Source organism: Bradyrhizobium sp. SZCCT0148 (assembly GCF_018129985.1).
GTDB lineage: Bacteria > Pseudomonadota > Alphaproteobacteria > Rhizobiales > Xanthobacteraceae > Bradyrhizobium > Bradyrhizobium japonicum_H.
Window position 1 is genome coordinate 328,170 of sequence record NZ_JAFCKT010000001.1, and the last position, 25,928, is coordinate 354,097.

Sequence of the window (25,928 nt, forward strand, 5' to 3'; positions counted from 1 at the left end):
CCCTGCTTTCGTTTGCTTCTCGTAGGGTGGGTAACCCATCACTTCAGTCAGCGCGGAGATTGAGAGGTGGGTTTCGCCTGCGGCTGACCCACCCTACGACCTCGACCTCAAAACGTCTCTACCCAGGGGCGCAGCTCGAGCTCCCAGCTCCAGGCGCTGCGCGGCTGCTGCAATACGTTCCAATAGCTCTCCGCGATCGCATCGGGATCGAGCATCGAGTCCGGCTTGTCTTCGGCTTCCGTCCTCGCCGCACTGCGGATGCCGCCGTCGATGACGAAGTGCGCGACATGGACGCCTTGCGGCGACAATTCGCGCGCCAGGCTCTGCGCGAGGCCGCGCAACGCGAACTTGCCCATCGCGAACGAGGCGGACTGCGCGTAGCCCTTGACGCTGGCGGAGGCGCCGGTGAACAGGATGGCGCCGTGCTTGTTCGGCAGCATGCGCTTGGCCGCCTGCTGCGCCACCAGGAAACCGCCATAGGCGCTGACGGCGATGGCTTGCGCGACGTCGACTGGGACGAGATCGACGAACGGCCCGCGGGTGCGGCCGCTGGCGTTGTAGACGACGAGGTCCGGCGTGCCGATCTCGCGCTCGACGAGGCCGAACAGCCGCTCGACCTCATCGGGCTCGGTCGCGTTGCAGGCATAGGCTCTGGCGCCGGTCTCGCTACAAAGCGCACCGAGCTTCTCGATCTTTCGCGCGGCCAGCGCGACGCGGATGCCCTGCTTGGAGAGCAGCCGTGCCAGCGAGGCGCTCAGGCCTTCACCGGCGCCGACGATGAGAGCGATCTTGTATTTCGGATGTTCCATGGCGTGATCTCTCGAAGACGGGAGCCGCTGATCTATGCACGGTTCGGGCTGACGACCAGCCGCGGTGATGACAATTCCGCAGAGCGAATTGCTCCTTCGCGGCGCTCATGCCTCCCTGACAATTTGCGGCTTTATCGCTTCTCTTGCCTGGAGCATGATCGACATCATTCAACGCGGCAAGCGCCAAATCAGCGCAAAATGTTCGCAGGGGCAGGAACGAAGAGGACGATCATGCACAAGCCGGTCACGGGGCAAGAAAGAGATGTGGCGGCCGCATCATCCGGCCTGCTGGCGCCCGATACGTCAGGCATGAATTTCTACCGCGCCGATCCGGCGCTGGCCGACGTGTTGCGCATCCACCTGCCGGACGCGCTGTTTCGTCACATCGAGCCGCATCTCGACCGCCTCGGCGAGCTCGCCGGAGGCCGCCTCGACGAGTGCGCGCGGCTTGCCGACCGGCACACGCCGGTGCTGCACCAGCGCGACAAGTTCGGCCGCGACGTGCAGTGGATCGAATATCATCCGGCCTACCGTGAGCTTGAAAACGCAGCGTTCGGCGAATTCGGCATTCACGCGCTTTCGCTCCGCAAGGGCATCATGGGCTGGCCGGACAAATACCCTGTCGTCGCCAAGCACGCCTTCACGTTTCTTTTCAACCAGACCGAATTCGGGATGGGCTGCCCGATCAACGTCACCGACGGCTGCGCGAAGTTGCTGGCGAATTTCGGCGACGAGGCGCTGAAGGCCAAATATCTCGACGGCCTGACCTCGACCGACATGAGCAAGCTGACGCAGGGCGGCCAGTTCATGACCGAAAAAGAGGGCGGCTCCGACGTCGGCACCCTGACCACCCGCGCGGTGCGGGAGGGCGACCATTGGCGCCTCCATGGCGAGAAATGGTTCTGCTCGAATGCAGATGCGAAAGTCGTGATGCTGCTGGCGCGCCCCGAAGGCGCCGGCCCCGGCACGCGCGGCGTCGGCCTGTTCCTGATGCCGCGCTTCCTCGACGATGGGTCGCAGAACCACTACCGGATCGTGCGCCTGAAGGACAAGCTCGGCACGCGCTCGATGGCCTCGGGCGAGATCAAGCTCGAAGGTGCGATCGCCTATGCGGTCGGCAAGCTCGACCGCGGCTTCGTGCAGATGGCCGAGATGGTGAACTCGTCGCGGCTCTCCAACGGCGTGAAATCCACCGCGCTGATGCGCCGCGCCTATCACGACGCCATGACGGTCGCGACCAACCGCGTCGTGTTCGGCAACCGCATCATCGACCTGCCGCTCGGCCGGCGTCAGATGCTGAAGATCATGCTGCCGGTCGAGCAGGCGCTGTCGATGAGCTTCCTCACCGCGGACGCACTCGACCGCGCCGAGGCCGGGAGCCAGGATGCGGCGGCATTGTTGCGGATCCTGACGCCGACCCTGAAATTCCGCGCCACCCGCGACGCGCGAAAGGTCTGCGGCGATGCGCTCGAGATGCGTGGCGGCATCGGCTATGTCGAGGAGTTCGCCACGCCGCGCCTGCTGCGCGATGCGCATCTCGGTTCGGTCTGGGAAGGCACCGGCAACATCGTCGCGATCGATGCGCTCAGGCGCGCGGTCGGCCGCCATGGCGCGGAATCCGCACTCGCAGCCGATCTGCATGCCCGGCTCGATGACAGCGCGTCAGTGCCGCAGGCCTGGCGCGACAAGCTGCGCGGTCTGGTCGATCGCGCCGTCGGCTTCGCGCGCGAGGTTGCGGCAAAATCCGAGAACGAAGCCGATGCGCGTCGGGCGACGAGCTCGCTCTACCATGTTGCCAGCGCCGTCGCGCTGGCCTGGGAAGCGCACCGCGTCCACGACATGCGCGGCGATGCGCGTCGGCTGCTGTTGTCGCGGCTGGTGATCGATCATCGGGTGTCACCGAGCGATCCGTTCCGGCTCACGGAAAATGCCACGCAAGCCAGGATCGCCGCGCTGCTGCTCGGTGACGGCTCAGCCAGCATGAGCGAGGTTGGCGAACTGGTTCTGGCGGCGTAGGCTGCGCTCGCGTTCAAACCAAAAAAAGCGACAGGGAGTGCTCGATGAAGGCCGCCGTCCTCTATGAAGTCAACAAGCCGCTGGTCATCGAGGATGTCAGCCTGCCGAAGCCGGGCCCGCGCGAAGTCCTCATCCGCACCACGGTTGCCGGGCTTTGTCACTCCGACCTGCATTTCATGGAAGGGCTTTATCCGCATCCGCTGCCCGCGGTACTCGGCCACGAGTCCGCCGGCGTCGTCGAGCAGGTCGGCTCCGATGTCACTTACGTCAAGCCGGGTGACCACGTCGTCACCTGCCTGTCGGTATTCTGCGGCACCTGCGACAACTGCACCACGGGCCGCACCGTGCTCTGCACCGACATCACAGTTAAGCTGCTGCCGGGCGTCTCAAACCGGATGCAGTGGTCCAGGCCTGAGAAGCTGCACCAGTTCCTCAACCTCTCGTCCTTTGCCGAACAGATGCTGGTGCACGAGAACGCCATCGTCAAAATCCGTAAAGAGATGCCGCTCGATCTCGCCGCGCTGATCGGCTGCGGCGTCATCACCGGCTATGGCGCCGTGGTGAATACAGCGAAGGTGACGGCGGGTGAAACCGTGGCGGTGATCGGCTGTGGCGGCGTCGGCATGGCCGCGATCAACGGCGCACAGATCGCAGGCGCCGGCCGCATCATCGCCATCGACACCAATCCTGCCAAGCTCCAGCTCGCGACCAAGCTGGGCGCCACCGACATCATCAATCCGGCCGACGGTGACGTCGTGAAGCAGGTGCGCGATCTCACCAATGGCGGCGTGCATCATTCCTTCGAGGTGCTCGGCCGCAAGGAAACCGCAGAGCAGGCGTTCGGCATGCTCGCCTCCGGCGGCACCGCCACCATCGTCGGCATGATCCCGTTCGGCCAGAAGATCGAACTACACGGCTTTGATTTCCTGCGCGAGCGCAAGATCCAGGGCTCCTCGATGGGCTCGAACCACTTCCGGGTCGACATGCCGAGGCTGGTGGATTTCTACCTGCGCGGACGACTGCACCTGGAGGACTGGATCTCGGCCAAGCTGAAGCTTTCGGAGATCAACGACGGCTTCGCCAACATGAAAGCCGGCAAGACGCTGCGCAGCGTGATCGTATTCGATAGCTAGCGCGACGGACGCCGTCGTCGCCCGCACCGCGGGTCAATGCGACGCGGCGAGCGCCTCGGCCGAAGCGCAGCGTGTCTCCTTCACGAGCAGCAGCGTCATGGCCGTGGCGAGTCCCGCGACGAGCATATAAGCGAGGGATACGTTCAGGCCGGGACCCGCGAACAGCAGATAGGAGAACAATCCCGCAGTCGATGCAGCGAAGCCGAGCCAGGCAAACCTCGCAAAGCGAAATCCGATCTTGCCGTGGCGGAGATCGAGCACGAGGTAGAACACGAGCACGGTGTTGCAGAGCGCCGCCGGCAACAGGCCCATGACGATCCCGCTGTCGAATGCGAGATAGGATAGCACGCCATCGACCTGGGCAATCACCGCGAAAGGCAGATAGCGCAGATTGAGGCAGGCCAGCGCGATGGATGCGAGCTCGAACGCATAAAAATAGCGCTCGTGCATCTTCGGAAGCAGGTAGGGCATGAGGACGAGGGAGACACACGCGACGAGCAGAATGAACTCCGGGCCCGTCCGCTTGGACTGTGCGATGAAGATCGACAGGGCAAGTCCGCTCGCCGCCGCGAGCACGAGGCCGGCGGCAACTCCGACCGCGTACGGCGTTCCGCCGGCGAACACCCAGATATTCGCCGCGTTCATCGTGAGGCGGTGAAAGGTGTGAGCCTGGTCGAGATAGACCCCGAGCACGGAGAGCAGGGATCTGCCGGCGACGAGGACTGGAATGGCGAGGAGCGCATAGGCCGCCGGAAGTGCGGCAAGCCATGCCAAATGGATCCTGCGACGCAGGATCATGCCCAACACGAACGGCCCCAGGAAGACGGCTTGGGCCTTCACCGAACAGGCGACCGCGAACGGCACAACGCCGTTTCGGTCCCGCATGAACATCGCCACGGAAATCAGCGCGAAGAAGGTCCAGATCGAATCGGCCTGTCCCCACATGGAGCCGTTGAAGAGCACCGTCGGCGCAAGCCACACCGCGCAGAAGGCGAGCGATGCGCGCAGCGGCACGCTTGTAACGCGCCAGACCATCCGGGCCACAACGATGGCGCAGCCGAACTCGAAGACGACCGAGATCATCTTCACGAGGGACAGCGGCTGGCCCAACCAGTCAAACCGGGCGGCGATCAGCAGGAGGTAGCTGTAAAACGGCGTGTAGTTGGTGAAAGCCTCGGCCAGCCCGCCAATGCCTTGATCTCGCGCAAAGCTATACCAGGTGATGTATTCGGCGGCGTCGGCGGTCGCGTGTTCCCGCGCCAGGTAGCGGAGCACGATGCCTAAAAGCCCGCATCCGATCGCGATGGCCATCGGAGTGCGCCATCTCTCGGGCAGCGTTTCGTCCGGATTGGCGCGATGATAGGGATCGCGCAGCGCGCCTATTTCGATTGTGTCCTTTATCACGCAATCACTCTTGCTGGATTTGAGCGGTCGCCTTCACCAGGCTCGGCAGCACCCCGGATTTCGCAACGCGCCCCTGCGACGCCCTCTCCGAGGAAGGGGCCGCCGTGACCTTGCAATGTCTAGGGGCGAACAATTGCCAGCCGGATAAACGTCAGATGTGCGGCTGGCACATCGCGCGGGAAAAGATTGTTTGGTTAGCGATTGATTTATGGGTGGCAAGCAACCCAGCAACGCCTCCGCCGATGCAGTCTGGATTGCTTGGTGGCAAGGTCCCCTCGCTCCGATGGGAGCCCTAATCGTCGAACATTTTCGGCGGCGTGAACCCGCCGAATTCACGCTCGATCAACTCAGCGAGCCTGAGCGGCGTGCGGTCTTCGAGGAAGGGGCCGATGATCTGCACGCCGACCGGCAGGCCGTCCTTGGACAAACCCAGCGGAACAGCCGTGGCCGGCAAGCCCGTCAGCGTGGCGATGCCGGGCCAGGCAAGCTGGTCCGGATAGACATGGTCCTTGCCGTCGATATTGATCCGGCGCTTCTCCTGCTCCGGCGAATGGTCATGCGGATAGGCGGGGGTCGGCATGATCGGACAGATCACCGCATCGAATGTCCTGAACAATTGCCGCCACTGCGCGCGCAGTCCGGCGCGCGCGCCCTCGTCGAACACCCAGGCCTGATGGGTGCTGGTCATGCCGCGCAGTCGCTCGGCGGCAAGGCTCTTGTCGTCTGGTGAGAACTGCGCCGCGCCGGCCCGCGCGCCGGCGAGGATGTCGGGCGGAAAGAAGGCGCCTAGGAAGCTCATCAGCATGCGCATGTAGAGGCGCGTGGCCTCGCGGAAGTCGGGAAATAGCGGGCTTTCGCGCGCGATGCTCGCGCCGGCGCCCGTCAATCGCCCGGCCAGCGTCTCGATCGCGCCGCGAATTTCGGCATTCGCGGGCAGCAACGGATGGCTGTCGATCACGAGCAGGCGGAAATCCTTCAGCTTGTCGTGGCGTGCCTCCGGCAGCGCGAGCTTGTAGCCGACGCCCAGGTCGGTTGGATCGGGACCGGCCATCACGTCCAGCAGCAGCGTCAGATCGGCCGCACTCCGGGCCATCGGACCGATCACCGCCATATCGCGTTCCATCGGGATCGCCGGAAATGGCGGCGGCGTATGACCGCGCGTCGGGCAGAGATTGTAGGTCGGCTTGTGCGCATAGACCCCGCAATGGAATGCGGGCACGCGCAGCGAGCCGCCGATGTCGGATCCGAGCGAGAGCGGTCCGTAGCCGGCCGCCAGCGCTGCCGACGAGCCGCCCGATGAGCCGCCGGGCGTGCGGCCGAGATCGTACGGATTGTTGGTCGTGCCGTAGATGTCGTTGTAGCTCTGCCAGTCCCCCAGGCCCACGGGAACGTTGGTCTTGCCGAGAATGACGCCGCCTGCGTTCTTCACCCGGGAGATCGACAGCGCGTCCTCCATCGGCTTGAAATCCTTTTGCGGCGTCCAGCCCCAAGTGGTGGGCAGGCCTGCAATGTTGAAGGATTCTTTCACCGTGACGGGCAGGCCCAGCAGGGGCTTGCGATCGCCGCGCGCCAGGGCGGCGTCCGCATCGCGCGCGGCATTCAGCGCGCGGTCGAAATCGCGCACACAGATCGCGTTGACCTTGCCGTCGTGACGCTCAATGCGGTCGATGGCATCCTGGGTAAGCTCGACCGCGGAGACCTTCTTTGCGGCCAACGCGGCCGACAGTTTGACCGCGCTCTTGAAACTCCATTCCGATCTGGCCACGGCATGCTCCTGCGTTACATTGATGAGATGATGCGCAGTTTTTCCTGATGTCGCAACCGTCGTACGACTGCATTTATCCTGTTACAAAAACTACCTGGGAAGCATCCGCTGCATGACGCCATCGCGATAAATGAACATGTGCGCGAGCGCTGCTGCAACATGAATCCCGACCATGACGAGAAGCGCCCATTCCGAGGCCTGATGCAAGCCGTCGATCGTGCGTCCCGCGGCGGCGTTGTCGGACGCCAGCATCGGCAGTGGCATGAGGTAAAAGAACGACACGGACCATCCGCGAAAGGACGCAAACAGCCAGCCTGAAATCGTCGTCGCGAGCACCAGTGCATAGAGCAGCCAGTGCACCGCTTCTGAGCTCACGCGCTGTCAGGCCGGCAGCGAAGTTTCAGGCGCGACAGGATGGGTCAGTCGCCAGATCAGTCGCAGCGCTGTCAGCCCCAGAATAGTGAGCCCGATCGAGAGGTGAAACGTCATCGCGGCACCGGGCGTCATGCCGCGATGCAGGTCAGGCATAAACCAGCCGATCGGATACTGCACGGCGAGCAGCGCCACGATGAGCCAATGGAAGATTCTGGCCGGTGTCCCGTAATGGAGTTGGACCGTCATGAGGTGTCCGATCTCTGGCGATCGCTTAGCTGTAGGGTTGGAAGCTGCGCGCAAGGCGCGTGCGAAAGGATTGACGGGGCCGCTGTTGATGCGCGCATTGGAAATGCCGCCATCGCCGCGATCGGCCAGTTCGCGATCCGGCCGACGGTGTGTGAACGATGTCGCTCATCGCCGCCGGCTACGCCGCCCCGATCAATATCCCCACCGCCAGCACGATGGCGCCGCCGAGCACGATCTGGAACACGGCCTGGAGGAACGGCGTGTCCATGTAGCGCGCGCGGATGAAGGCGATTGCCCACAATTCGAAGAACACGACGACGCCGGCGATCGCGGTCGCGATCCAGAACGCGTTGGCCCAATGGTCCGGCACGAGATAAGGCAAGGTGTGGCCGAGCCCGCCGAGCGTCGTCATCGCCCCGCAGGTGAGACCGCGCAGCCAGGGCGAGCCGCGGCCTGTCAGCGAGCCGTCATCCGAGAGCGCTTCCGCAAACCCCATGCTGATGCCGGCGCCGATCGAGGCGGCAAGACCGACGAGGAAGGTTTGCCAGTTCTGGTGCGTGGCGAAGGCCGCCGCAAACAGCGGCGCCAGCGTCGACACCGAGCCGTCCATCAGGCCGGCGAGGCCCGGCTGCACATACTGCAGCACGAACATGCGGCGGTTGGTGCGGTCCTCCTCGGCGCGGACGTCGGAGTTCAGGATCTCGCCGGTCAGCTTTGCGGCAGTCTCCTCGTGACCTTTCTCGGCCTCGGCGAGATCGCCGAGCAGCCGACGCACGCCGACGTCCTGGGCCTGCTCGGCGGCCTTCACATAGAAGCGCTCCGCCTGCATCTCCATGGTCTCGACTTCCCTGCGGATGGCGTCGAGCGACAGGTTCTTGGTCAGCCAGACCGGGCGGCGGCGCAGGAATCCCTTGACGTCCTCGCGCCGGATCGGCGGCAGATGCGGGCCGAAGCGCTGCTCATAGAGTTCCAGCAGCATGTGGCGATGGCCACGCTCCTCTTCGGCCATCTGCTCGAACAGCTTGGCAGAGTCCGGATAGCGCTCCTTCAGGTCCTCCGCGAAGGTCATGTAAATGCGGCTGTCCTCCTCCTCGGAGGAGATCGCGACCGCGAGCACCTCGCGCTCGGTCAAGTCGGCAAAATTCTTCACGGCGGGCCTGTTTTAGAAGTTTAGAACCATTCTAAACTATATAGGGCGCCTCCGTAGCCGGGTCAAATCAGGCCGTGTCGGCCTGGGCGAGGAAATCGAGCAGCAGCCGGCTCACCTCCGCGGGCTGTTCCTGCTGGACCCAATGGCCGGCGCCGTCGACGAGATGGCAGCCGAGCATCTTCGTGCAGCCGCGCCCCTGCATCGCCTCGAAGGTGCCGGGGCGCTGATAAGTGCCCCAATCCTGCTTGCCCGAGATGAAGCATGAGGGCACGTCGATGCTCCGGCCCGCGAACAATAGCATCTCGCTGTTGAGCATGCCCGTGGTGCCGTAGCGGTACCATTGCAGCCCGCCCTGGAATCCCGTGCGGCCATATTCGGCGGCGTAGTACGCAAGGTCGCTGTCCGGCAGCCATCGATTGGCGGCGATCGCCGCGGCCGAGGGCATCTCCTTTGCGACCGTTTCGGCCATGGTCTCGCCGGCATCCATCACATAGTAGGTCGGCAGCTTTGCCAGCTCGCCCGCTGACCACGATTTCAGCGGATACGGCTTGTTGTCGGTCCAGTCGGCGCTCTTGTGATGATAATAAGAGCGCAGGAAATCGTGCAGGCCCTGCGGCGCGTGCTGCATGTCCCCGTTCGCCGCGCGCGTCGAATAGTACCATTGATAGTGCTTGCGCGGACGCGGCAACGCGGCGAGCTCATGGTGCACGGGGTCTTCGGTGGGCGGCGTCGCCGGCGCGTCGACCGTATTGAACGGCAGCGATGGCGCTCCGCCGAACGGCGCGCTCATTAGCGTCACCGAGCGAAACACGTCGGGCCGGATCAGTGCGCACCAGGCCGCGACCGGGCTGCCGAAATCATGCCCGGCCAGATCGACCTGCGTGTAGCCGAACGCCGACACCAGGGCGAGCGCATCGCGTACGAGGTTGAGCAGCGAGAATGGCGTGAGGTCGCCGTCATAGTCCGCTGTCCAGCCCGTGGTGCGGCCATAGCCGCGCTGGTCCGGCGCGATCACGTGATAGCCGGCCGTAGCCAGCGTCGGCATCACCTTGCGCCAAGAGAAGGCGAGCTCCGGAAAACCGTGCAACAGCAGGATGCAGGGACGGCCCTTGGTCTCGAAGCCCGCCTCCAGTACATGCATGCGCAAGCCATTGATGCCGTCGATCGTGCGCGAGCGGATTCCGGCGGGCAGAGGGATGTCGGGGAGATTGGCCATCGGTGTTTCCTCGTCAGGGCCGGGCTTGTCCCCGCCATCCACGTTCGTCGTTGCGGTCGATCTTAAGAACGTTGATGCCCGGGACAAGCCCGGGGATGACGGAAGCAGGGCGATCGCCGCGCGCTAGACCGCCGCGCAGACGAACCCGCTGCCCTTGCGCTTGATCTGCCCCACCGATGGCGAGGGGAAATGCGCGGTGCAGCACAGCGTGTCGGTGTCGCAATAGCGCTCCAGGAAGCTGCGGCGGGTGGTTGCCGCCGCGGCCGGGTCGACGTCGAACTTCACCGACATCTCCGGATAAAGTGCCTGGATCGGCGAGTGCATGAGATCGCCGGAGAACACGGCATCGTCCCTGCCGCGACCAAACGTGAACGCGACATGGCCTGGCGTGTGGCCCGGCGTCGGCAGGATGCGGACGTGATCACCGATCTCATGCTCGTTGCCAACCACCTCGTGGCGCCTGGCCTCGACCACCGGCAGCACACTGTCGACGAAGGGGGCGACCTCCGCCTTCGCATTCTGCTCGGTCCAGTAGTCGAACTCCTGCTTGCCGAACACGTAGCGCGCCTTGGGGAAGGTCGGCACCCAGCGGCCGTTCTCCAGCCGCGTGTTCCAGCCGACGTGGTCGACATGGAGATGCGTGCACATCACGAAGTCGATGTCGTCAGGCGCAAACCCGGCGCTGGCGAGTCCGCGCAAATAAGTGTCGTCCGTCTTCATGTTCCATTTCGGCCGCTGCGGCCGCGGCTTGTCGTTGCCGATGCAACTGTCGACCAGAATGGTATGATGCGGCGTCTTGATCACATAGGACTGGAAACACAGGATTAGAGTGTCCTGCTCGTCCAAGGCCTTTGCCTGCTGCATCCATGCGCGGTTCTCGGCCAGTACCTCCGGCGTCAACCCCGGTAACATCTCCAGCGCCGGCAGGAACGTGGTCTCCTGCTCGATGATGCGATGGATGGTGAGGTCGCCGACCGAGAACTTCAGGCTCATGAGGACTCCAGTTGTTTACGCTGCCGGGGGCACCGAGATCTTGACCGACGGTCGCTCCAGCATTTTCTGGTGGAAGGCGTCGAGCTTCGGATAGGCCTTGCGCCAGCCGCAATCGGCGAAGCGGAAGTCGGCATAGCCGAGCACGCAGACGAGTCCGATCTGCGAGATGTCGAACGGGCCGTTCAAAACCTCAGGCATGCTCTCGAACCGCGCCATGCCGGTCCACGCCCTGTTCCAATGGTCGTCGGACCATGCCTGCCATTGCAGGCCCTGCGGCCGCACCATCTTCTCGTAACGGCACAGCAGCATGGAATCGAGCATGCCGTTGAGCAGGGAATGATTGGTCTTGGCCTTCCAGCGGGCAGGACCGTAATCGGGGATCAGGGCGCCGCCGGCGATCTCGTTGAGATATTCGACGATGACGTAGGAGTCCAAAATGACGTCGCCGTCATTGGTGGTCAGCACCGGCAATTTCTTCAGCGGCGTGATCTTCGAATAGTCTTCATTGGCCGTGCCAGGCGCGACGCTTGCGGGCGTGAATTCGATCTTGTCGATCAGACCGAGCTCGATCGCGGCGATGCGCACCTTGCGGGCAAAGGGCGAGGCGGGAGAGAAAGAGAGTTTCATGGGGGCCATCCCTGCAATCGATCTTGTGCGAACGGTGTCTCCTCCGTCATGGCCGGTCCTGACCCGGCAATCCACGCGTCGCTGCGCGGCAAGACTGTGAGACGTGGATGCCCGGGTCAAGCCCGGGCATGACGATGGAGCGTGACACGCGTGCGGCTTACGCCGCGATGATCTCCTGCCGCTGCTCGCCGAGGCCCTCGATGCCGAGGGTCACGACGTCGCCGACATTGAGGAAGGTCGGCGGCTTCATGCCGAGGCCGACGCCGGGCGGGGTGCCTGTCGTGATGATGTCGCCGGGCAGCAGGGTCATGAACTGCGAGACGTAGGAGATGCACTTGGCCATGGAGAAGATCATGGTCTTGGTCGAACCCGTCTGGCGGCGCTGACCGTTGACGTCCAGCCACATCGACAGGTTCTGCACGTCGTTGATCTCGTCCTTGGTGGCGAGCCAGGGGCCGAGCGGGCCGAACGTGTCGTGCGACTTGCCCTTGGTCCACTGTCCCAGGCGCTCGATCTGGAAGGCGCGCTCGGAGACGTCGTTGCAGACGCAATAGCCGGCGACGTAGTTCAGCGCGTCCGCTTCCGAGACGTATTTCGCACGAGTGCCGATGATGCAGGCGATCTCGACTTCCCAGTCGAGCTTGGTCGAGCCGCGGGGCTTTTCGACCGCATCGTTCGGGCCGGACAGCGAGGTGTTGGCCTTCATGAAGATGATCGGCTCGCTCGGGATGTCGGCGCCGGTCTCCTTGGCGTGGTCGGAATAGTTGAGGCCGATCGCGACGAATTTCGAGATGCCGGTCACGGGGGCACCGAAACGGGGCTTGCCGGAGACCGCGGGCAGCGAGGCCGGATCGAGGCCTGCCAGCTTCTTGAGGCTCTCGGGCGAATAGGCCTCACCGGTGAGGTCCTTCAGATGCGCCGACAGGTCGCGCAACTGGCCGGATTTGTCGATCAGGCCGGGCTTTTCAGCACCTTTTTCGCCGTAACGAACAAGCTTCATTCTCGTTTCTCCCTGGAGATTTGGACCGATCGGTTAATAGCTTCATGGAACAGGGCGGCGGGAAATTCAACCGCCGAAAAGCGGTGCATTGCAGCCCTTCCATTCGGCGGTAGGGACGTGACATTCGCGTTCGGGGCAACCGACCTATGCCAGCGCGTCGAATCTGAACGCATCCCCCTCCCGCTTGATGTGGCCGGCTGAAAAGTGCCCGCCGATCACCAGCGTCGGCGTGTCGGCAAAGCGGCCGAACAGCGTTGCCCGCGTCGCAGCCGACTGCGTCTGGTCGGAATCCGCGGTCGATGACCAGTCGAGATGCGCCATCTGGCAGGGGTGATGGGCGACGTCGCCGGTCAGCAGGGCCTGCTCGTCGTCCGAGCGGATGAGAACGCTCATATGGCCGGGACTGTGGCCGGGGGTCGGGATCATGCTGATCTCTTCGCACAGCCGATGATCGCTCGGGACCAGATCGGCCTTGCCGGCCTCGACGATCGGCTTCACGGAATCCTCGAACACGGCGCGCTTGTCCGGCTCGGTCGAATGATCCAGCCAGTGTTCGTATTCGGTCCTGCCGAAAACGTAGCGCGCGTTTGCAAAGGTGGGCTCCCATCGGCCGTCGACCAGCTTCGTATTCCAGCCGACATGATCGACATGAAGATGTGTGCAGAGCACCGTGTCGATGCTGTCGGGGGCAAAGCCCGCCGCGGCCATGGTCTCCATGAACGGCGTGGTACGGTTGTTCCAGGTCGGCACGTTGCGGCCCTGCTTGTCGTTGCCGAGGCCGGTGTCGACCACGATGCGGCGCGACGGCGTCTCCACCACCAGCGAATGGATCGACATTTTCAGCCGGCCCTCGTCGGTGGCGAAATGCGGGATCAGCCAGGGCAGCTTCTGGATCTCCGCATTGCTCGCGAGCGGCAGGATGAAGCGGGTCGAGCCCACCGTCTCCAGCTCCACGACCTTGGTGATTTTGACCTGGCCGACCTTCCACTGCATCCGCTGCGTTCCCATGTTAGTGCTTTGGCGCCGAAACATGCGGTTTTCCGCCATGACGCGCAATGGATCATCTGACGCGATGCGGCGTTATCGCGGGAACCGGAGGAGGAGCCATGCCAGAGCTTGCAATTTCGACTGAAAAGCTCGCGTTCATCATCGAGAAGGCACGTGAATTCGACGTCAAGGAAGGGAATTCCGATCCGGATTCCGGCTCCAACCCCGGCGATGACGATGCGCTCGATGTCCTGGAGGACGACGGCTCCGATCCGGTCGTCCAGGAGCTTGGCGGCTTCATCATCGCCTTGAACGAGGACGAGCAGCTTGATCTCGTCGCGCTGACCTGGCTCGGCCGCGGCGACGGCACCATTGACGATTGGGACGATTTGCGCGCCCGCGCGGTGGAGGCGCGAAGTGAATACGGCAGCCCGCGCCGCGAAACCGTGCGCTACCTGCTCGGTGATCCCATGCTGGGCGATCTGCTCGCCAACGGGCTCGACGAATTCGGCATCGACTGGACCGACGAGCGTACGACGGCCGATTCCTCCGCTCCCAGTCAGCAGGACGAAGACGAGCCGACAAAGCAGCGGTGATATTCAGCTGTCTGCTAAAGGGTCGTCATGCCCGGGCTTGTCCCGGGCATTCGTTCTTCGTGCTCTGCGGCAAATCGTGGATGGCCGGGACAAGCCCGGCCATGACGATGCGGAAGCTTCGGGCCCGCAATCGCGCTTACAGCGTCCCCGGGAAAGCGCCGCCGTCCAGCAGGATGTTCTGGCCGGTGATGAAGCCGGCCTTGGCGCCGCACAGGAAGGCGCAGGCGTAACCGAACTCGTCCGGCTGGCCGAAGCGGCCGGCGGGGTTGAGCTTGGCGCGCTCGGCCAGGATCTGCTCGGGCGTCGTGCCGCGCTTGTCGGCTTCACCCTTCGCGGTGCTGGTCAGGCGATCCGTCTCGAACGGGCCGGGCAGCAGGCCGTTGATGGTGACGTTGTTGATCACGGTCTTGCGCGACAGGCCGGCGATAAAGCCGGTGAGGCCGGCGCGCGCGCCGTTGGAGAGGCCGAGGATGTCGATCGGCGCCTTCACCGCCGCCGAGGTGATGTTGACGATGCGGCCGAACTTGCGCGCCATCATGCCGTCCACGGTCGCCTTGATCAGTTCGATCGGGGTCAGCATGTTGGCGTCGATCGCCTTGATCCAGTCGTCGCGGGTCCAGTTGCGGAAATCGCCGGGGGGCGGGCCGCCGGCATTGTTGATCAGGATGTCGGGCTCGGGGCACGCCTTCAGCACGGCCTCGCGGCCGGCCGGGGTCGTGATGTCGCCGACGATCTCGGTGACCTTCACGTCGGGATAGGCTTTACGAATCTCGTCCGCCGTCTTCTTCAAGGCTTCGGCACCGCGTGCGGTGAGCGTGACGTCGACGCCGGCCTCCGCCAGCGAAATGGCGCAGGCACGCCCGAGGCCCTTGCTGGATGCGCAGACGATGGCGCGGCGACCTTTGATCCCAAGATCCACAGTTTCACTCCCGTAAATTGCAGGCAGGTTTTGGATGGCGGCACTCTAGCCAACATCGGCGCCACTGATAAGGCATGGGCCCGCGTCAAAATGCATGGCGCTCGGCGCGGCGATGCAAATCCGCTCTAGATCCGCCGTTCCTGCTTGAGGCGGTCGATCGCGGAGGCCGCCTCCGGTGGCAGCGACTTGAAGCCCATCTGACCCGCCGTCGAGAACAGCGGCCGCAGATGCGAGCCGGCGAGAAAGGGCGGCTGCCTGTTGGCCGGCACGATTTGGTCGAACACCAGCACCAGGGTGGTGGCGACGAGGCCGACCCTCACGGCGCCGAGCGCGGCGCCGCCGAGCCGGTCGCCGATGCCGGCGTCGCGGATCGTGTCGTTCAGCGCCAGGCCGCCGATATAACCGAACAGCATGCCGACCACGACGAAGATGCCGAACAACCAGATCCAGTTCTGCAGCCATGGCGCGTTCGGATTGCCGGCGATCTGCGGCACGATCAACGGCATCAGCGCCACCGCGATCGGCGCGGCGAGGAGATAGGCGAGGATGGTCATGGCGCCGCGGAGCAGGCCGGTCCTGAAACCGAAGCCGACTGCGATGGCGAGCGCGGCATAGACGGCAAGATCGAAACTGTTCATCAGAAGAAACTTGCCTCGGTGAAACGAATGAACGCCGGACCGATCATTCCGGTTTCAGATCGATAAAATCGTCTGTATTGATGCTCCAAAAGCTCGAGGGTTACGCCGGGGAAATCGTCATGTCAGACCTATTCGATGTCAGTAAAGAAACCATCCTCGTCACGGGCGCGAGCCAGGGCCTGGGGCGGCAATTTGCCCGGGTGCTGGCGGCCCATGGGGCGGCGGTCGCCCTCGCGGCGCGTCAGGCCGACAAGCTGAAGAGCCTGGAGGAAGAGATCCGCGGCAAGGGCGGCCGCGCCGCCGCGATCGCGCTCGACGTCACCGACATCGCCTCGATCGCGCGGGCCGTCGACGCGGCTGAGGCCGCGCTCGGTCCCGTCACCGTGCTGATCAACAATGCCGGCATCGCCATCGAGAAGCTTGCGACCGAGCAGACCGAAGCGGATTGGGACGCGGTGATCGGTGCCAATCTGAAGGGCGCCTATTTCCTGGCAACCGAGGTCGCGCGGCGCATGATCGCGCGCAAGCAGCCAGGCAACATCGTCAACATCGCCTCCGTGCTCGGCACCGGTGTGTTGAAAGCGGTGTCGCCTTACGCGATCTCCAAGGCCGGCATCATCCAGGCGACGAAGGCGATGGCGCTGGAACTCGCCGGCCAGAACATCCGCATCAACGCGCTCGCGCCCGGCTATATCGACACCGAGATGAACCACGCCTTCTGGTCGGCGCCCGCAGGCGAACGTCTCGCCAAACGCATCCCGCAGCGCCGCGTCGGCGCCGAGTCCGATCTCGACGGCGCGATCCTGCTGCTGGCCTCGAACGCGTCGCGGTACATGACGGGAAGCGTGGTGACGGTCGATGGCGGGTTCCTGCTGAATTGAGCCGACACGCACGCTCGCAATGACGGAAGCGAGAGAGCTACCGCATCTCCGCCCTGATCATATCCGCTGCCTTCTCCCCGATCATGATGGTCGGCGCATTGGTGTTGCCCCCGATCAGCGTCGGCATGATCGAGGCGTCGACGATGCGTAATCCTTCGACGCCGTGCACCTTCAGCGCCGGATCGACCACGGCCATCGCATCCGTCCCCATCTTGCAGGTGCCGACGGGGTGATAGACGGTGTCGACGCGCTCGCGCAAAATGTTGCGGATGTCGTCGTCGGTCCGCACGTCGGACGTGAACATATCCTTCTTCTGCAGCGCGCGCAGCGCCGGCGTCTCCATCAGGCGGCGCGTGGTCTTGAAGCCTGCGACCATCCCCTCGACGTCTTCTTCCTCGCCGAGAAAATTCGGATCGATCAGGGGCGCCGCGAGCGGATCGGCGCTCTTCAAAAAGACGCTGCCGCGGCTCTTCGGTCGCAACAGGCAGACATGGCACGAGAAGCCCGCCTCCTTGTGCTTTTTACGGCCGTGGTCGTCGAGCATCGCGATGACGAAGTGGAGCTGGATGTCCGGTACGTCGAGGTCAGGCCGGGTTCTCAGAAAACCGCCGCACTCGGCAAAATTGGTGGTCATCAGGCCGCGCCGTTCGCGGCGATATTGCTGGATGGCGCGGAGCAGGGACGTCAGCCGGCCGAGCGAGGCATGAACGAAGTGCGGATAGTCGGAGGCGTAGACGAACACGAAATCCGGGTGGTCCTGCAGATTGCGCCCGACGCCCGGCAGATGATGGACGGCGCCAATGCCGTGCGGTCGAAGCGCATCGCCGTCGCCGATGCCCGACAGCATCAGCAATTGCGGTGACTGGAAGGCGCCGCCGGCAAGGATCACCGCGCGGCGCGCGCGCATCTGCTTTGTCTGCTTGCCCTGCCGATATTCGATGCCGACCGCGCGCCGTCCTTCGAACAGGATTTTGGTGGCGTGCGCGCCCGTCTCGACGCGCAGATTCGCGCGCTTGTCCATGTGAGGCTGAACATATGCCCGCGCCGCGCTCCAGCGCTCGCCATTGTGCTGCGTCGCCTGGTAGCTGCCGAGCCCTTCATGGTCATCACCATTGAAGTCGTCGCGGATGCGAAACTGCGCCTCGCGCGCGGCCTGATGGAAGATGTCATGGATCGGATTGTCCGAGCGCAGCCTGTTGACATGCAGCGGGCCGCCCTTGCCATGATACTCGCCGTCGAAATCGGAGTTGTTCTCCGAGCGCTTGAAATAGGGCAGCACGTCCGCATACGACCAGCCGGCATTGCCGAGCGAAGCCCAGTGATCGTAGTCGGAGCGATGGCCGCGGATGTAGACCATGGCGTTGATTGCCGAGGAGCCGCCAAGGCCCTTGCCGCGCGGCTGATAGCCGATGCGGCCGTTCAATCCCTTTTGCGGCACCGTGTCGAAGGCCCAATTGGCCGTCTTGTAGGGCAGGGCAAGTCCGAATGGTGTGGTGATCCGCCAGCTGTCGTTCTTGCCGCCGGCATCGAGCAGCGCCACGGACGTCGCCGCATCCTCCGATAGCCGCCCCGCCACCGCGCATCCGCCGGAGCCCGCGCCCACGACGACGAAATCGAATGTGTCGGTCAATGTTTGTTTCCCCCTTTATATTTCTTCTCGTCATTGCGAGCGCAACGAAGCAATCCTGCATCCCTCCGCAGGGGCAGTCTGGATTGCTTCCCTGCGCTCGCAATGTCTGACAGCTACGACATGAACCGCATCAACTTCTCCAGCCGCGCGATCTTGCCGCCATAAGGCGGATAGAGATCGGCGAGGCGGTTGAACTTGGAACGGTAGAACACCGGCTTCAGCTTGCTGAACGTGCGAAAGCCCCATTCGCCGTGATAGGCGCCGGTGCCGGATGCGCCGACGCCGCCCATCGGCTGGTTGATTTGCGCAAAGTGAAACAGGCAGTCGTTGATGGTGACGCCGCCGGATACGGTGCGCGCCAGCACGTCGTCGCGTGCGGCGCCATCCTTGCCGAACCAGTACAGCGCCAGCGGCCGGTCGCGATGGTTGATGAAAGCGATGGCCTCAGTTGGGTCGCGATAGAAAAGAATCGGCAGCACCGGCCCAAAAATCTCCTCCTGCATCGCCGCCATTTCGTCGGTCGCACCGACGATCAGCGTTGGCGGGAATTTGCGGTGTGCTTTCCAGTTGGGATCGTCCGCCTTCGCCGGTTGCAGGATCTTTGCGCCGCGCTGCGCCGCATCCGCGACGAGGCCCTCGAGCCGGGCATAGTGCCGGTCCGAGATGATCGAGGTGTAGTCCTTGTTTGAGGGATCGGTGCCGAACATCCGCCGCATATGGGCGCGCACCTTCTCGGCAAAGGCCTGCAGCGCGGGTTCGGGCACCAGCACGTAATCCGGCGCGATGCAGGTCTGCCCGGCGTTGAGCAATTTGCCATAGGCGATGCGCTCGGCCGCTTCCTCGAGGTCGGCCGAGGCGTCGACGATCGCAGGCGACTTGCCACCGAGCTCGAGGGTGACCGGCGTGAGGTTACGCCCCGCGGCCTCCGCCACGATCCGCCCGACCCGGGTCGAGCCCGTGAACACGAGGTGATCAAACGGCAGGCGCGCAAATGCCTCTGCGATCCCGCCCTCGATGCCGGTGACCAGCAGCTCGGTCGCATCGAATCGCGCGGCAACCGTCTCCTTCAGCAGGCCTGCGAAACGCGGGGTGAGCTCGCTCGGCTTGATCAGGACGCGATTGCCGGCAGCGAGCGCGCCGATCGCCGGCGCGAGCGTGAGCTGGAGCGGATAATTCCAGGGCGCGATGATGCCGGCGACGCCGAGCGGCTGCGGTATCAGCCGGTTGCGCGCTGGCAGGAATTGCAGCGCGGTCGCGACCCGCTGCGGCGCCATCCAGCTCTTCAAGTGCTTGGTGGCGTGCCGGATCTCGGAAAACACCAGCATTGTCTCTGCGATGGTGGTCTCGACCGCCGAGCGGTGGCCGAAATCGGCCGAGATCGCCTGCCGGAAGCGCTCCTCGTTGTCGGCCAACACGGCCCGCAGCCGCGCCAGCCGGTCGAGCCGCTCGGCGAGGCCGGCGGGCGGCTCGTCCCGCGACCGCCCCACCATGGCGTGGAAGGCCTCCTCCAGCGCTCCGACCGGGGCGCTCGTCAGGGATCTGTCCACGGCGTTCCTCCCTCAAGAAGCGTTTCGGCTTCAATCTTGTTGCTGCAAGCTGGCTCTTTGTGGAACTTCTGGCAAGAGCGCAGGGAACGCAGCGGAAATTGGTCGATTCCCCTGTCATAAAGTCGAAAAAAACGTTCCCTCAGCCCTTTCCAAAGACAGCCCGCCTTGATACATACGCCCAGCACCCGACGGGCTTTGCCCCGGGTTGCCTTCCAAGGAAGCCTTTGGGACGGACGAGAAAAGCCACGCGAACAGCGCCGGCCTCAACCAACCGTCCCCGGGATCCAGCCGAGGGCAAAGCAAGTGTTTAACGCGGGGTGGAGCAGCCCGGTAGCTCGTCAGGCTCATAACCTGAAGGTCATAGGTTCAAATCCTATCCCCGCAACCAAATTCGGATCGACCGGATCTGATACGAAAAATGGCCCGCATCGCGCGGGTCATTTCTGTTTCGGGGAGTGTGTGCAGGGTCGAGCGGCGCCGCTCCACCCTCGGCCGGACCTGACAATATCAGTGCGAGTGCTCCGAAAGCTTCGTTGCGACTACGAACGCGCCGGCGTCTCGACGGCAGCCTGACAATGGCTCATCCCTGTCCTTTTTCAGGGAGGGTTGATCTCGAAAAATCAAAAACATCGCTTCCTGCTGCGCATCAGCTTGAAGAGCTCTGTGCGCAAATGGGCCTGCTTGGTCGGGTACTGCGAGGGCCGGCTCGGGTTGAATTGTGGTGACCCCCGCGGTATTTCCCAGGCCGGAAGCACGTTCCCCCAAAGAGGCAGCAAGTTTGCAGATCTCGCCAAGTCGCTTCTCCGTGGCGCCGATGATGGACTGGACTGATCGCCATTGTCGGGTGTTCCACCGCCACCTGTCCCGGTCGGCGTTGCTCTACACGGAAATGCTCACGACCGGCGCCGTCATTCATGGCGACCGGGAACGGCTGCTTGGGTTCGACCAGGTCGAGCACCCGCTCGCGTTGCAGCTTGGCGGCTCGAACGCGAGCGACCTCGCGGAGGCCGCGCGGATCGGCGAGGGCTTCGGCTATGACGAGATCAATCTCAATGTCGGCTGTCCGTCCGATCGGGTGAAGGACGGCCGCTTCGGTGCCTGCCTGATGGCGGAGCCGCAAGTGGTGGCCGAGTGCGTCGCCGCGATGAAACAGGCGGTCGCCATTCCCGTGACGGTGAAATGCCGCATCGGGATCGACGACCAGGATCCAGAAGTCGCGCTCGATACTCTGGCGCGGGCAGTGGTCGCCGCTGGTTGCGATACGCTGATCGTGCATGCACGGAAAGCCTGGCTCAACGGCCTGTCGCCGAAGGAGAACCGTGACATCCCTCCGCTCGACTATGACCGCGTCTATCGTCTCAAGCGTGCGATGCCGGACGTGCCCATCATCATCAATGGCGGCATCCTGAGCATCGACGAAGCGAGAAAGCATCTTGCGCATGTCGACGGCGTGATGCTCGGCCGCGCGGCATATCAGGAGCCGTGGCGGTTACTCTCGGTGGATGCCGACATCTTCGGCGAGTTGTCGCCTCACGAGACCATGCAGGACGCCCTCGAGGCGATGATGCCCTATGTCGAGCGGCAGCTTTCACGCGGTACGCGGCTGCACGCGATCACGCGGCATTTCGTCGGCGCATTCCACGCGGTCCCCGGCGCGCGATCGTTCCGCCGACATCTTGCCGAGCAAGCGACCCGGCCGGGGGCAGACACGAACGTATTGAGAGATGCGATCGGCAAGCTGGCGTTCACGCAGGCTGCTTAACGCGTCGTCCGCGGCCTGAAGACTTTGCGCTTCGCCGGTTGTCCCCTTTTCGCGATAGCAGCCCAGCCGGTCTGCCGGCCCGCGCGCCCATGCGCGCGGCGGCAACGGACTGTCTCCCTTCACCTCGGCGAGGCCGGCGACGAGATCAGAGGCATTCGCTTCCGGGGTGGATGGGGGATCAATCCTTGTACGGACAGACCATCGTCAGATAGAGTAGCGTCGGCTTGTCCGAACCCTTCTTGTATTCCCACTCCAGCCGGATCTCGTGCCGGTGGGCGTAGGCGTCGCTCGGCGCGTGGACGATGATGTTGGTCTTCATCGGGATCGGCGGCTCGGAGTTGAAGCATTTCCGGACGCAGGCATCGAGCAGATCGCAGCGCGTCAGGGGAATCACGCCCGGCTCGTCCCTGGACAGCGGCACCGTGTTCGGCTGGGTGCTGAGGTCGAGGCGGGCCCGGCCCTTTTCCTTATGCCAGTACTTGGCGCTTCCCTGCGGCCATCTCGATGGCGGGTTCAGGATCAAATGGTACTGGCCGTATTCCAGGGTCGCCAGGTCGATGTCGTCGGATGCCTTGAGCTTGGCGACGCTCTTTTTCATGTTCGCCAGGGGATAGTAATTGGCGTTCATCAAGTCTCGAAATGCCTTGCCGCTATATGTCCTTCCGCCCATCCTCTTGTCCTTCGAAACGATCTAATCAATCAGGGAATCGTGCAGCCCAGCAAAAGCTCGTTGGCCGTTATGAAAAGCCTCGGCGCCCCACCAACGCGCGGCCCCATTTTCGCGCGACGGCGAAGCTACCACCCGAAAATGCATTTCGTCCAGAGAGCCACCTTGGACGACACAGCTATGTTTCGCTGCAAGGTCGATTGCCATGCATGTCCCGATAGGTATTCTACGCGAGGCTCCGTCGCGAGCACCGGTCGGCATAGGATGCCGTCGTGACTTTTGAAGGCTCAGGAATGCATTGTGTCGCATGTCAGGCGACGATCGACCCGAGCGATAGCTGGTGCGCGAAATGCGGGCTGGCCGTGCGACGCTCCGATCCCGACAGCGAGCGCCGGTTCGTCACCATTCTCCGTGCCGACGTCGTGGATTCGACCGGGCTAGTGGCCGAGCTGGAGCCGGAGGCGGCGATCTCGCGCCTTGAGCCGGCCCTGGCCGCGATGAGAGGGGCGGTGCGTCAGTTCGGGGGCATTGTCAGCAAGGAGCTCGGTGATGGGATCGCCGCGGTGTTCGGCGCTCCCATTGCGGACGACAACCATGCCCCACTGGCCTGTCACGCGGCGCTCGAACTCGTCCGGCGCGTTGGGAGCCTCGGCGATTCCAGCCTGCAGGTGCGGGTTGGCCTCCATTCCGGACATGTCGTCGCGTACATGGTCGCCAGCGAGTTTTCCAGGGTCTACGAGATCGGCGGGGCCGCCCAGCATCTGGCCGCGCGGCTGGAATCGGCGGCGGAAGCGAATCAGATCTATGTGTCGGAAGCCTGCCAGAAGCTTGCGGATGGGCATGTCCGTTTCGAATTCCTGGGCGACAGGACTCTGCGTGGCTTCAACCAGCCCCTGCCGGTCTACCGGATCGTCGGCGCCAGCGATCTCTCGAGTTGGCGGGTGCGGCGCGCGCGCAGCGTGTCGCGGTTCGTCGATCGTGTCACGGAGCGCGCGCTGCTCGGCCGCGCCGCAGCCAGCGTGGGTGCCGGCCGTCAGACGGTCCTGCTGCTGGGTGATGCGGGCATCGGCAAGTCGCGGCTGGCGCACGAGTTCGCCCAGGAGCGCAAGGCCGAGGGCTGGCGCCTGGTCGATGCCGAATGCAGCCCGAACCTCCAGGGCGCTCCGTTCAGTACGCTGAAGCGCCTCCTGCTCTCGTTGCTGGAGGCGGCCGCGAAAGATCCGGATGGCTCCGGGGATCCGCGAAGCGATCTGCCACCGATCCAGCAAAGCGCCCTCGATGCCGTGCTGGATCTGCCGATCTCGGAGCCTGAGTGGAATCAGCTTGAGCCTCACGCTCGGGGGCGCGCGATCTCCGATGCGAGCTGCGCCGTCGTCGAGGGCCTTGCTCGCCGTCAGCGCGCGGTCCTTTTGCTCGAGGACCTGCATTGGATCGACCGGGCCAGCGATACGGTCGTGGCCGCGATTGCTTCGTTGCAGGCGCCCGGTCTTCTCGTGCTCCTCACCTCCAGGCCGAACGGAATGCCGGTGTGGATCGCGCGCTGCCACGCCGAAATCGTGGCGATGCGGCCGCTCGACGACGATTCGGGGCTGGCTATGCTGGCAGACATGCTCGGTCCGTCGACCGCGAACGACGATCTCAAGACCCGGATCATTTCGCACACGGCCAATGTGCCTCTGTTCATCGAGGAGGTCTGCCGTGGGCTGAGGGATAGTGGGACGCTTCGCGGCCAATGGGGCGATCTCGCACTCATGCGTCCCATCGACGAGCTCGGTATCCCCTCGAGCATCCAGGGCGTGATCGCAGCACGCCTCGATCGCGTGTCGCGACAGGAACGTTCCGTGTTGCAGATCGCGGCAGCGCTTGGGCCGCGATCGACCGTAGCCATGCTGCGCAAGCTCGTCGAGTTTCCCGAGGGTCACGTCCAGGACTGCCTTGCCGCGCTTGATCGCGCCGAGCTGCTGGTCAGGATCGACAGCGAATTGGGCGACGAACTCGAATTTCGACACGAGATGGTTCGCCAGGTCACATACGACTCGATGGTCGAAAAGGTGCGCGAGGAGATTCACGCGCGCATTCTTCGGACGCTGGAGAGCGACGAAACCTGCGCGGATGAGCCCGATACGCTGTGCTATCACGCGGTGCGCGCCAAGGATTGGCACAAGGCCTTTGTCCACGGCAGGAGCGCCGGACGAAAATGTTTGAGCCGGTCGGCTTTTGCGGACGCGGCCAACTATTTCGAAATCGCCATGGGCTCGCTCGACAAGACGCCGATGAGGGTGTCGCGGGAGGCCGACGCGATCGATCTGCGGATGGAGGCGCGCTCGGCATTCATCGCGTCCGGCCATGTCGCCGAATGGCTGGACCTGGGCAAGGAAGCCGAACGGCGGGCCGACGCGATCGATGACATCGGACGCAAGGTTGCCGCGATGACGGTCAGGGCCGGCGCGCAGAACTTCTATGGAGCCCCGGTCGAAGCGGTCGCGGTCAATGAAGAGGTCGTCCGCCTCGCGGAACGGTGGGGCAATCTGGGGTGGCTCAATCTTGCGAGATATGGTCTCGGGCAAGCCTATTTCCTTGCCGGCCGTTACCACGAAGCAGAGCGGACGGTGGCATTGGCGCACGCTCAATTGGCTGGACCGGAAGCCAGCGCTCCGATCGGGACGACGCCAAGGAACTTGCTGCTGCTCTGCTGCATGATGAAGAGCTTTACCCACACGGTCATGGGCGAGTTCGACGCCGCCGAGCAGCTCCAGCGCCAGGCCGCCGCGATCGCGGCGGAGACCAATCGTCCGTACGATCTTGCGGGAGCCGCCTATAGCGGGGGCTGGCTGATGCTCGGCCGGGGCGATCCGGCGGCGGCCGCCGCCATTCTCGAGGACGGTTTTGTCCTGGCGCAGAAGCACGGCATCCGCCTGTTCGTGCCGGTGCTCGCCTGCCACCTCGGCATGGCCTATCTGGAGCAGGGACTGTTCGACCGGGCGCGCGGCGTTCTGGCCGAGGCGCGCGAAGAGGCCAAGGCGGTCGGCTATACCTCGGCGGTGCTGCGCAGCTCGATCTACCTTGCACTCGCGACCTGTCGCCTCGGCGATGTCAGGGCCGCGCAGAACATGCTGCGCGAGGCCCGCAATACCGCCCGGCAGCAGGGGTTTTCGGGCCTCGAGGCCGAAGCCCTGCTCGGCGAGGCCGTCGTGACGCCGGCCTCCAGTGCGGAGAGCAGGGCAGCCATTCTTGCGTCCCTGCGATCCGCCGTCGCGATCGCCTCCGAGAGCGGCGCGCGGCCGCTCCAGCGCAAGGCCGAGGCGATGCTGACCGAGGTGCTCGGCCAGGGCAGCGAGCTCATCTGACGCTGCGTCCGATCGGGTCTGCACTGCGCCGCCGCGGACCGAATCATCGGCCCAAAATGTCCAAAAATTTTCATAGGCAGCACAAAGGGTTAGCTACTGTGCATGGGGTTGTTTTCGAGAATTTTGATCGGGCCGGTCGCCGGGCGGCTGCGACAGGCAGCCTCGCACACCGCAGTGCCGAAGCCCTTGCACCGAATCCAAGGTCGGCTACCGTCGGGAC

General features: G+C 64.3%; 20 protein-coding genes, 1 tRNA gene and 1 pseudogene. 7 read left to right on the plus strand and 15 right to left on the minus strand.

Translation table 11 applies throughout. From position 1 onward, the window contains the following. Positions 1-107 precede the first annotated feature (107 nt). A complete protein-coding gene (locus JQ580_RS01590) occupies positions 108-809 on the minus strand; it encodes an SDR family NAD(P)-dependent oxidoreductase (RefSeq protein ID WP_212278001.1) in 702 nt (233 codons plus the stop codon). Positions 810-1,040: 231 nt separating this feature from the next. On the opposite strand from JQ580_RS01590, the gene JQ580_RS01595 reads away from it, so the two are divergent. Together JQ580_RS01595 and JQ580_RS01600 are read left to right on the plus strand one after the other, a co-directional pair. Then, a complete protein-coding gene (locus tag JQ580_RS01595) occupies positions 1,041-2,825 on the plus strand; it encodes an acyl-CoA dehydrogenase family protein (RefSeq protein WP_212278002.1) in 1,785 nt (594 codons plus the stop codon). Positions 2,826-2,869: 44 nt separating this feature from the next. After that, positions 2,870-3,958 (plus strand): Zn-dependent alcohol dehydrogenase, encoded by a 1,089-nt coding sequence (locus JQ580_RS01600; protein WP_212278003.1) that lies wholly within the window; start codon positions 2,870-2,872, stop codon positions 3,956-3,958. Positions 3,959-3,991: 33 nt separating this feature from the next. Here JQ580_RS01600 and JQ580_RS01605 read toward each other — a convergent pair whose 3' ends face one another. From JQ580_RS01605 to JQ580_RS01645, 9 genes and pseudogenes are all read right to left on the minus strand, one after another. Beyond that, positions 3,992-5,362 carry a hypothetical protein gene (locus JQ580_RS01605; protein WP_212278004.1) on the minus strand — a complete coding sequence of 457 codons (1,371 nt, stop codon included), beginning with the start codon at positions 5,360-5,362 and terminating at the stop codon, positions 3,992-3,994. Between the two features lie 292 nt (positions 5,363-5,654). Then, positions 5,655-7,127 carry an amidase gene (locus JQ580_RS01610; RefSeq protein ID WP_212278005.1) on the minus strand — a complete coding sequence of 491 codons (1,473 nt, stop codon included), beginning with the start codon at positions 7,125-7,127 and terminating at the stop codon, positions 5,655-5,657. Between the two features lie 90 nt (positions 7,128-7,217). Beyond that, a pseudogene (locus tag JQ580_RS01615) lies at positions 7,218-7,748 on the minus strand (cytochrome b). A gap of 178 nt (positions 7,749-7,926) precedes the next feature. After that, entirely contained in the window at positions 7,927-8,898 is a 972-nt protein-coding gene (mbfA, locus tag JQ580_RS01620) for an iron exporter MbfA (protein WP_212278006.1), read from the minus strand. A 67-nt stretch (positions 8,899-8,965) separates the two neighbouring features. After that, positions 8,966-10,114 (minus strand): alpha/beta hydrolase, encoded by a 1,149-nt coding sequence (locus JQ580_RS01625; protein ID WP_212278007.1) that lies wholly within the window; start codon positions 10,112-10,114, stop codon positions 8,966-8,968. A gap of 123 nt (positions 10,115-10,237) precedes the next feature. Further along, positions 10,238-11,107 carry an MBL fold metallo-hydrolase gene (locus tag JQ580_RS01630; protein WP_212278008.1) on the minus strand — a complete coding sequence of 290 codons (870 nt, stop codon included), beginning with the start codon at positions 11,105-11,107 and terminating at the stop codon, positions 10,238-10,240. Between the two features lie 15 nt (positions 11,108-11,122). After that, positions 11,123-11,734 (minus strand): glutathione S-transferase family protein, encoded by a 612-nt coding sequence (locus JQ580_RS01635; protein WP_212278009.1) that lies wholly within the window; start codon positions 11,732-11,734, stop codon positions 11,123-11,125. Positions 11,735-11,891: 157 nt separating this feature from the next. Further along, a complete protein-coding gene (locus tag JQ580_RS01640; protein ID WP_212278010.1) occupies positions 11,892-12,734 on the minus strand; it encodes a fumarylacetoacetate hydrolase family protein in 843 nt (280 codons plus the stop codon). Positions 12,735-12,878: 144 nt separating this feature from the next. Then, a complete protein-coding gene (locus tag JQ580_RS01645; protein WP_212278011.1) occupies positions 12,879-13,727 on the minus strand; it encodes an MBL fold metallo-hydrolase in 849 nt (282 codons plus the stop codon). A gap of 113 nt (positions 13,728-13,840) precedes the next feature. Between JQ580_RS01645 and JQ580_RS01650 the strand changes: the two genes are divergently transcribed. Beyond that, entirely contained in the window at positions 13,841-14,317 is a 477-nt protein-coding gene (locus JQ580_RS01650; RefSeq protein WP_212278012.1) for a DUF3775 domain-containing protein, read from the plus strand. Positions 14,318-14,453: 136 nt separating this feature from the next. Here JQ580_RS01650 and JQ580_RS01655 read toward each other — a convergent pair whose 3' ends face one another. Together JQ580_RS01655 and JQ580_RS01660 are read right to left on the minus strand one after the other, a co-directional pair. Continuing rightward, complete coding sequence (locus JQ580_RS01655; protein WP_212278013.1) at positions 14,454-15,236, minus strand: SDR family oxidoreductase; 783 nt, start codon at positions 15,234-15,236, stop codon at positions 14,454-14,456. A 125-nt stretch (positions 15,237-15,361) separates the two neighbouring features. Further along, the gene (locus tag JQ580_RS01660; RefSeq protein WP_212278014.1) at positions 15,362-15,874 is read right to left on the minus strand and encodes a CvpA family protein; all 513 of its coding nucleotides are present in this window, start codon (positions 15,872-15,874) and stop codon (positions 15,362-15,364) included. A 119-nt stretch (positions 15,875-15,993) separates the two neighbouring features. Between JQ580_RS01660 and JQ580_RS01665 the strand changes: the two genes are divergently transcribed. Further along, positions 15,994-16,755, plus strand: coding sequence for an SDR family oxidoreductase (locus JQ580_RS01665; RefSeq protein ID WP_212278015.1), 762 nt, complete (start codon positions 15,994-15,996; stop codon positions 16,753-16,755). 37 nt (positions 16,756-16,792) lie between these two features. On the opposite strand, the gene JQ580_RS01670 is transcribed toward JQ580_RS01665, so the two are convergent. Continuing rightward, positions 16,793-18,385: a GMC family oxidoreductase gene (locus JQ580_RS01670; RefSeq protein WP_212278016.1), complete on the minus strand. Its 1,593-nt coding sequence runs from the start codon at positions 18,383-18,385 to the stop codon at positions 16,793-16,795. 113 nt (positions 18,386-18,498) lie between these two features. Beyond that, complete coding sequence (locus JQ580_RS01675) at positions 18,499-19,875, minus strand: coniferyl aldehyde dehydrogenase (RefSeq protein ID WP_249133990.1); 1,377 nt, start codon at positions 19,873-19,875, stop codon at positions 18,499-18,501. A gap of 368 nt (positions 19,876-20,243) precedes the next feature. Between JQ580_RS01675 and JQ580_RS01680 the strand changes: the two genes are divergently transcribed. Together JQ580_RS01680 and dusA are read left to right on the plus strand one after the other, a co-directional pair. Further along, positions 20,244-20,320 (plus strand) — tRNA-Met (locus JQ580_RS01680). A gap of 426 nt (positions 20,321-20,746) precedes the next feature. Beyond that, positions 20,747-21,694, plus strand: coding sequence for a tRNA dihydrouridine(20/20a) synthase DusA (gene dusA, locus JQ580_RS01685; RefSeq protein ID WP_212279173.1), 948 nt, complete (start codon positions 20,747-20,749; stop codon positions 21,692-21,694). Between the two features lie 178 nt (positions 21,695-21,872). Here the strand turns inward: dusA and JQ580_RS01690 are convergent, their stop codons facing one another. After that, positions 21,873-22,364 carry a hypothetical protein gene (locus JQ580_RS01690; RefSeq protein WP_212278018.1) on the minus strand — a complete coding sequence of 164 codons (492 nt, stop codon included), beginning with the start codon at positions 22,362-22,364 and terminating at the stop codon, positions 21,873-21,875. Positions 22,365-22,654: 290 nt separating this feature from the next. Between JQ580_RS01690 and JQ580_RS01695 the strand changes: the two genes are divergently transcribed. Further along, positions 22,655-25,708 (plus strand): ATP-binding protein, encoded by a 3,054-nt coding sequence (locus JQ580_RS01695; protein ID WP_212278019.1) that lies wholly within the window; start codon positions 22,655-22,657, stop codon positions 25,706-25,708. Positions 25,709-25,928: the final 220 nt, after the last annotated feature.

Coding starts and splice junctions, on each gene's coding strand:
- JQ580_RS01595 (WP_212278002.1), top strand. CDS start 1,041: ATGCACAAGCCGGTCACGGGGCAAGAAAGAGATGTGGCGGCCGCATCA.
- JQ580_RS01635 (WP_212278009.1), bottom strand. CDS start 11,734: ATGAAACTCTCTTTCTCTCCCGCCTCGCCCTTTGCCCGCAAGGTGCGC.
- JQ580_RS01650 (WP_212278012.1), top strand. CDS start 13,841: ATGCCAGAGCTTGCAATTTCGACTGAAAAGCTCGCGTTCATCATCGAG.
- JQ580_RS01625 (WP_212278007.1), bottom strand. CDS start 10,114: ATGGCCAATCTCCCCGACATCCCTCTGCCCGCCGGAATCCGCTCGCGC.
- JQ580_RS01660 (WP_212278014.1), bottom strand. CDS start 15,874: ATGAACAGTTTCGATCTTGCCGTCTATGCCGCGCTCGCCATCGCAGTC.
- JQ580_RS01665 (WP_212278015.1), top strand. CDS start 15,994: ATGTCAGACCTATTCGATGTCAGTAAAGAAACCATCCTCGTCACGGGC.
- JQ580_RS01690 (WP_212278018.1), bottom strand. CDS start 22,364: ATGGGCGGAAGGACATATAGCGGCAAGGCATTTCGAGACTTGATGAAC.
- JQ580_RS01675 (WP_249133990.1), bottom strand. CDS start 19,875: ATGGTGGGGCGGTCGCGGGACGAGCCGCCCGCCGGCCTCGCCGAGCGG.
- JQ580_RS01600 (WP_212278003.1), top strand. CDS start 2,870: ATGAAGGCCGCCGTCCTCTATGAAGTCAACAAGCCGCTGGTCATCGAG.
- dusA (WP_212279173.1), top strand. CDS start 20,747: ATGATGGACTGGACTGATCGCCATTGTCGGGTGTTCCACCGCCACCTG.
- JQ580_RS01590 (WP_212278001.1), bottom strand. CDS start 809: ATGGAACATCCGAAATACAAGATCGCTCTCATCGTCGGCGCCGGTGAA.
- JQ580_RS01640 (WP_212278010.1), bottom strand. CDS start 12,734: ATGAAGCTTGTTCGTTACGGCGAAAAAGGTGCTGAAAAGCCCGGCCTG.
- JQ580_RS01645 (WP_212278011.1), bottom strand. CDS start 13,727: ATGCAGTGGAAGGTCGGCCAGGTCAAAATCACCAAGGTCGTGGAGCTG.
- JQ580_RS01695 (WP_212278019.1), top strand. CDS start 22,655: ATGCATTGTGTCGCATGTCAGGCGACGATCGACCCGAGCGATAGCTGG.
- JQ580_RS01630 (WP_212278008.1), bottom strand. CDS start 11,107: ATGAGCCTGAAGTTCTCGGTCGGCGACCTCACCATCCATCGCATCATC.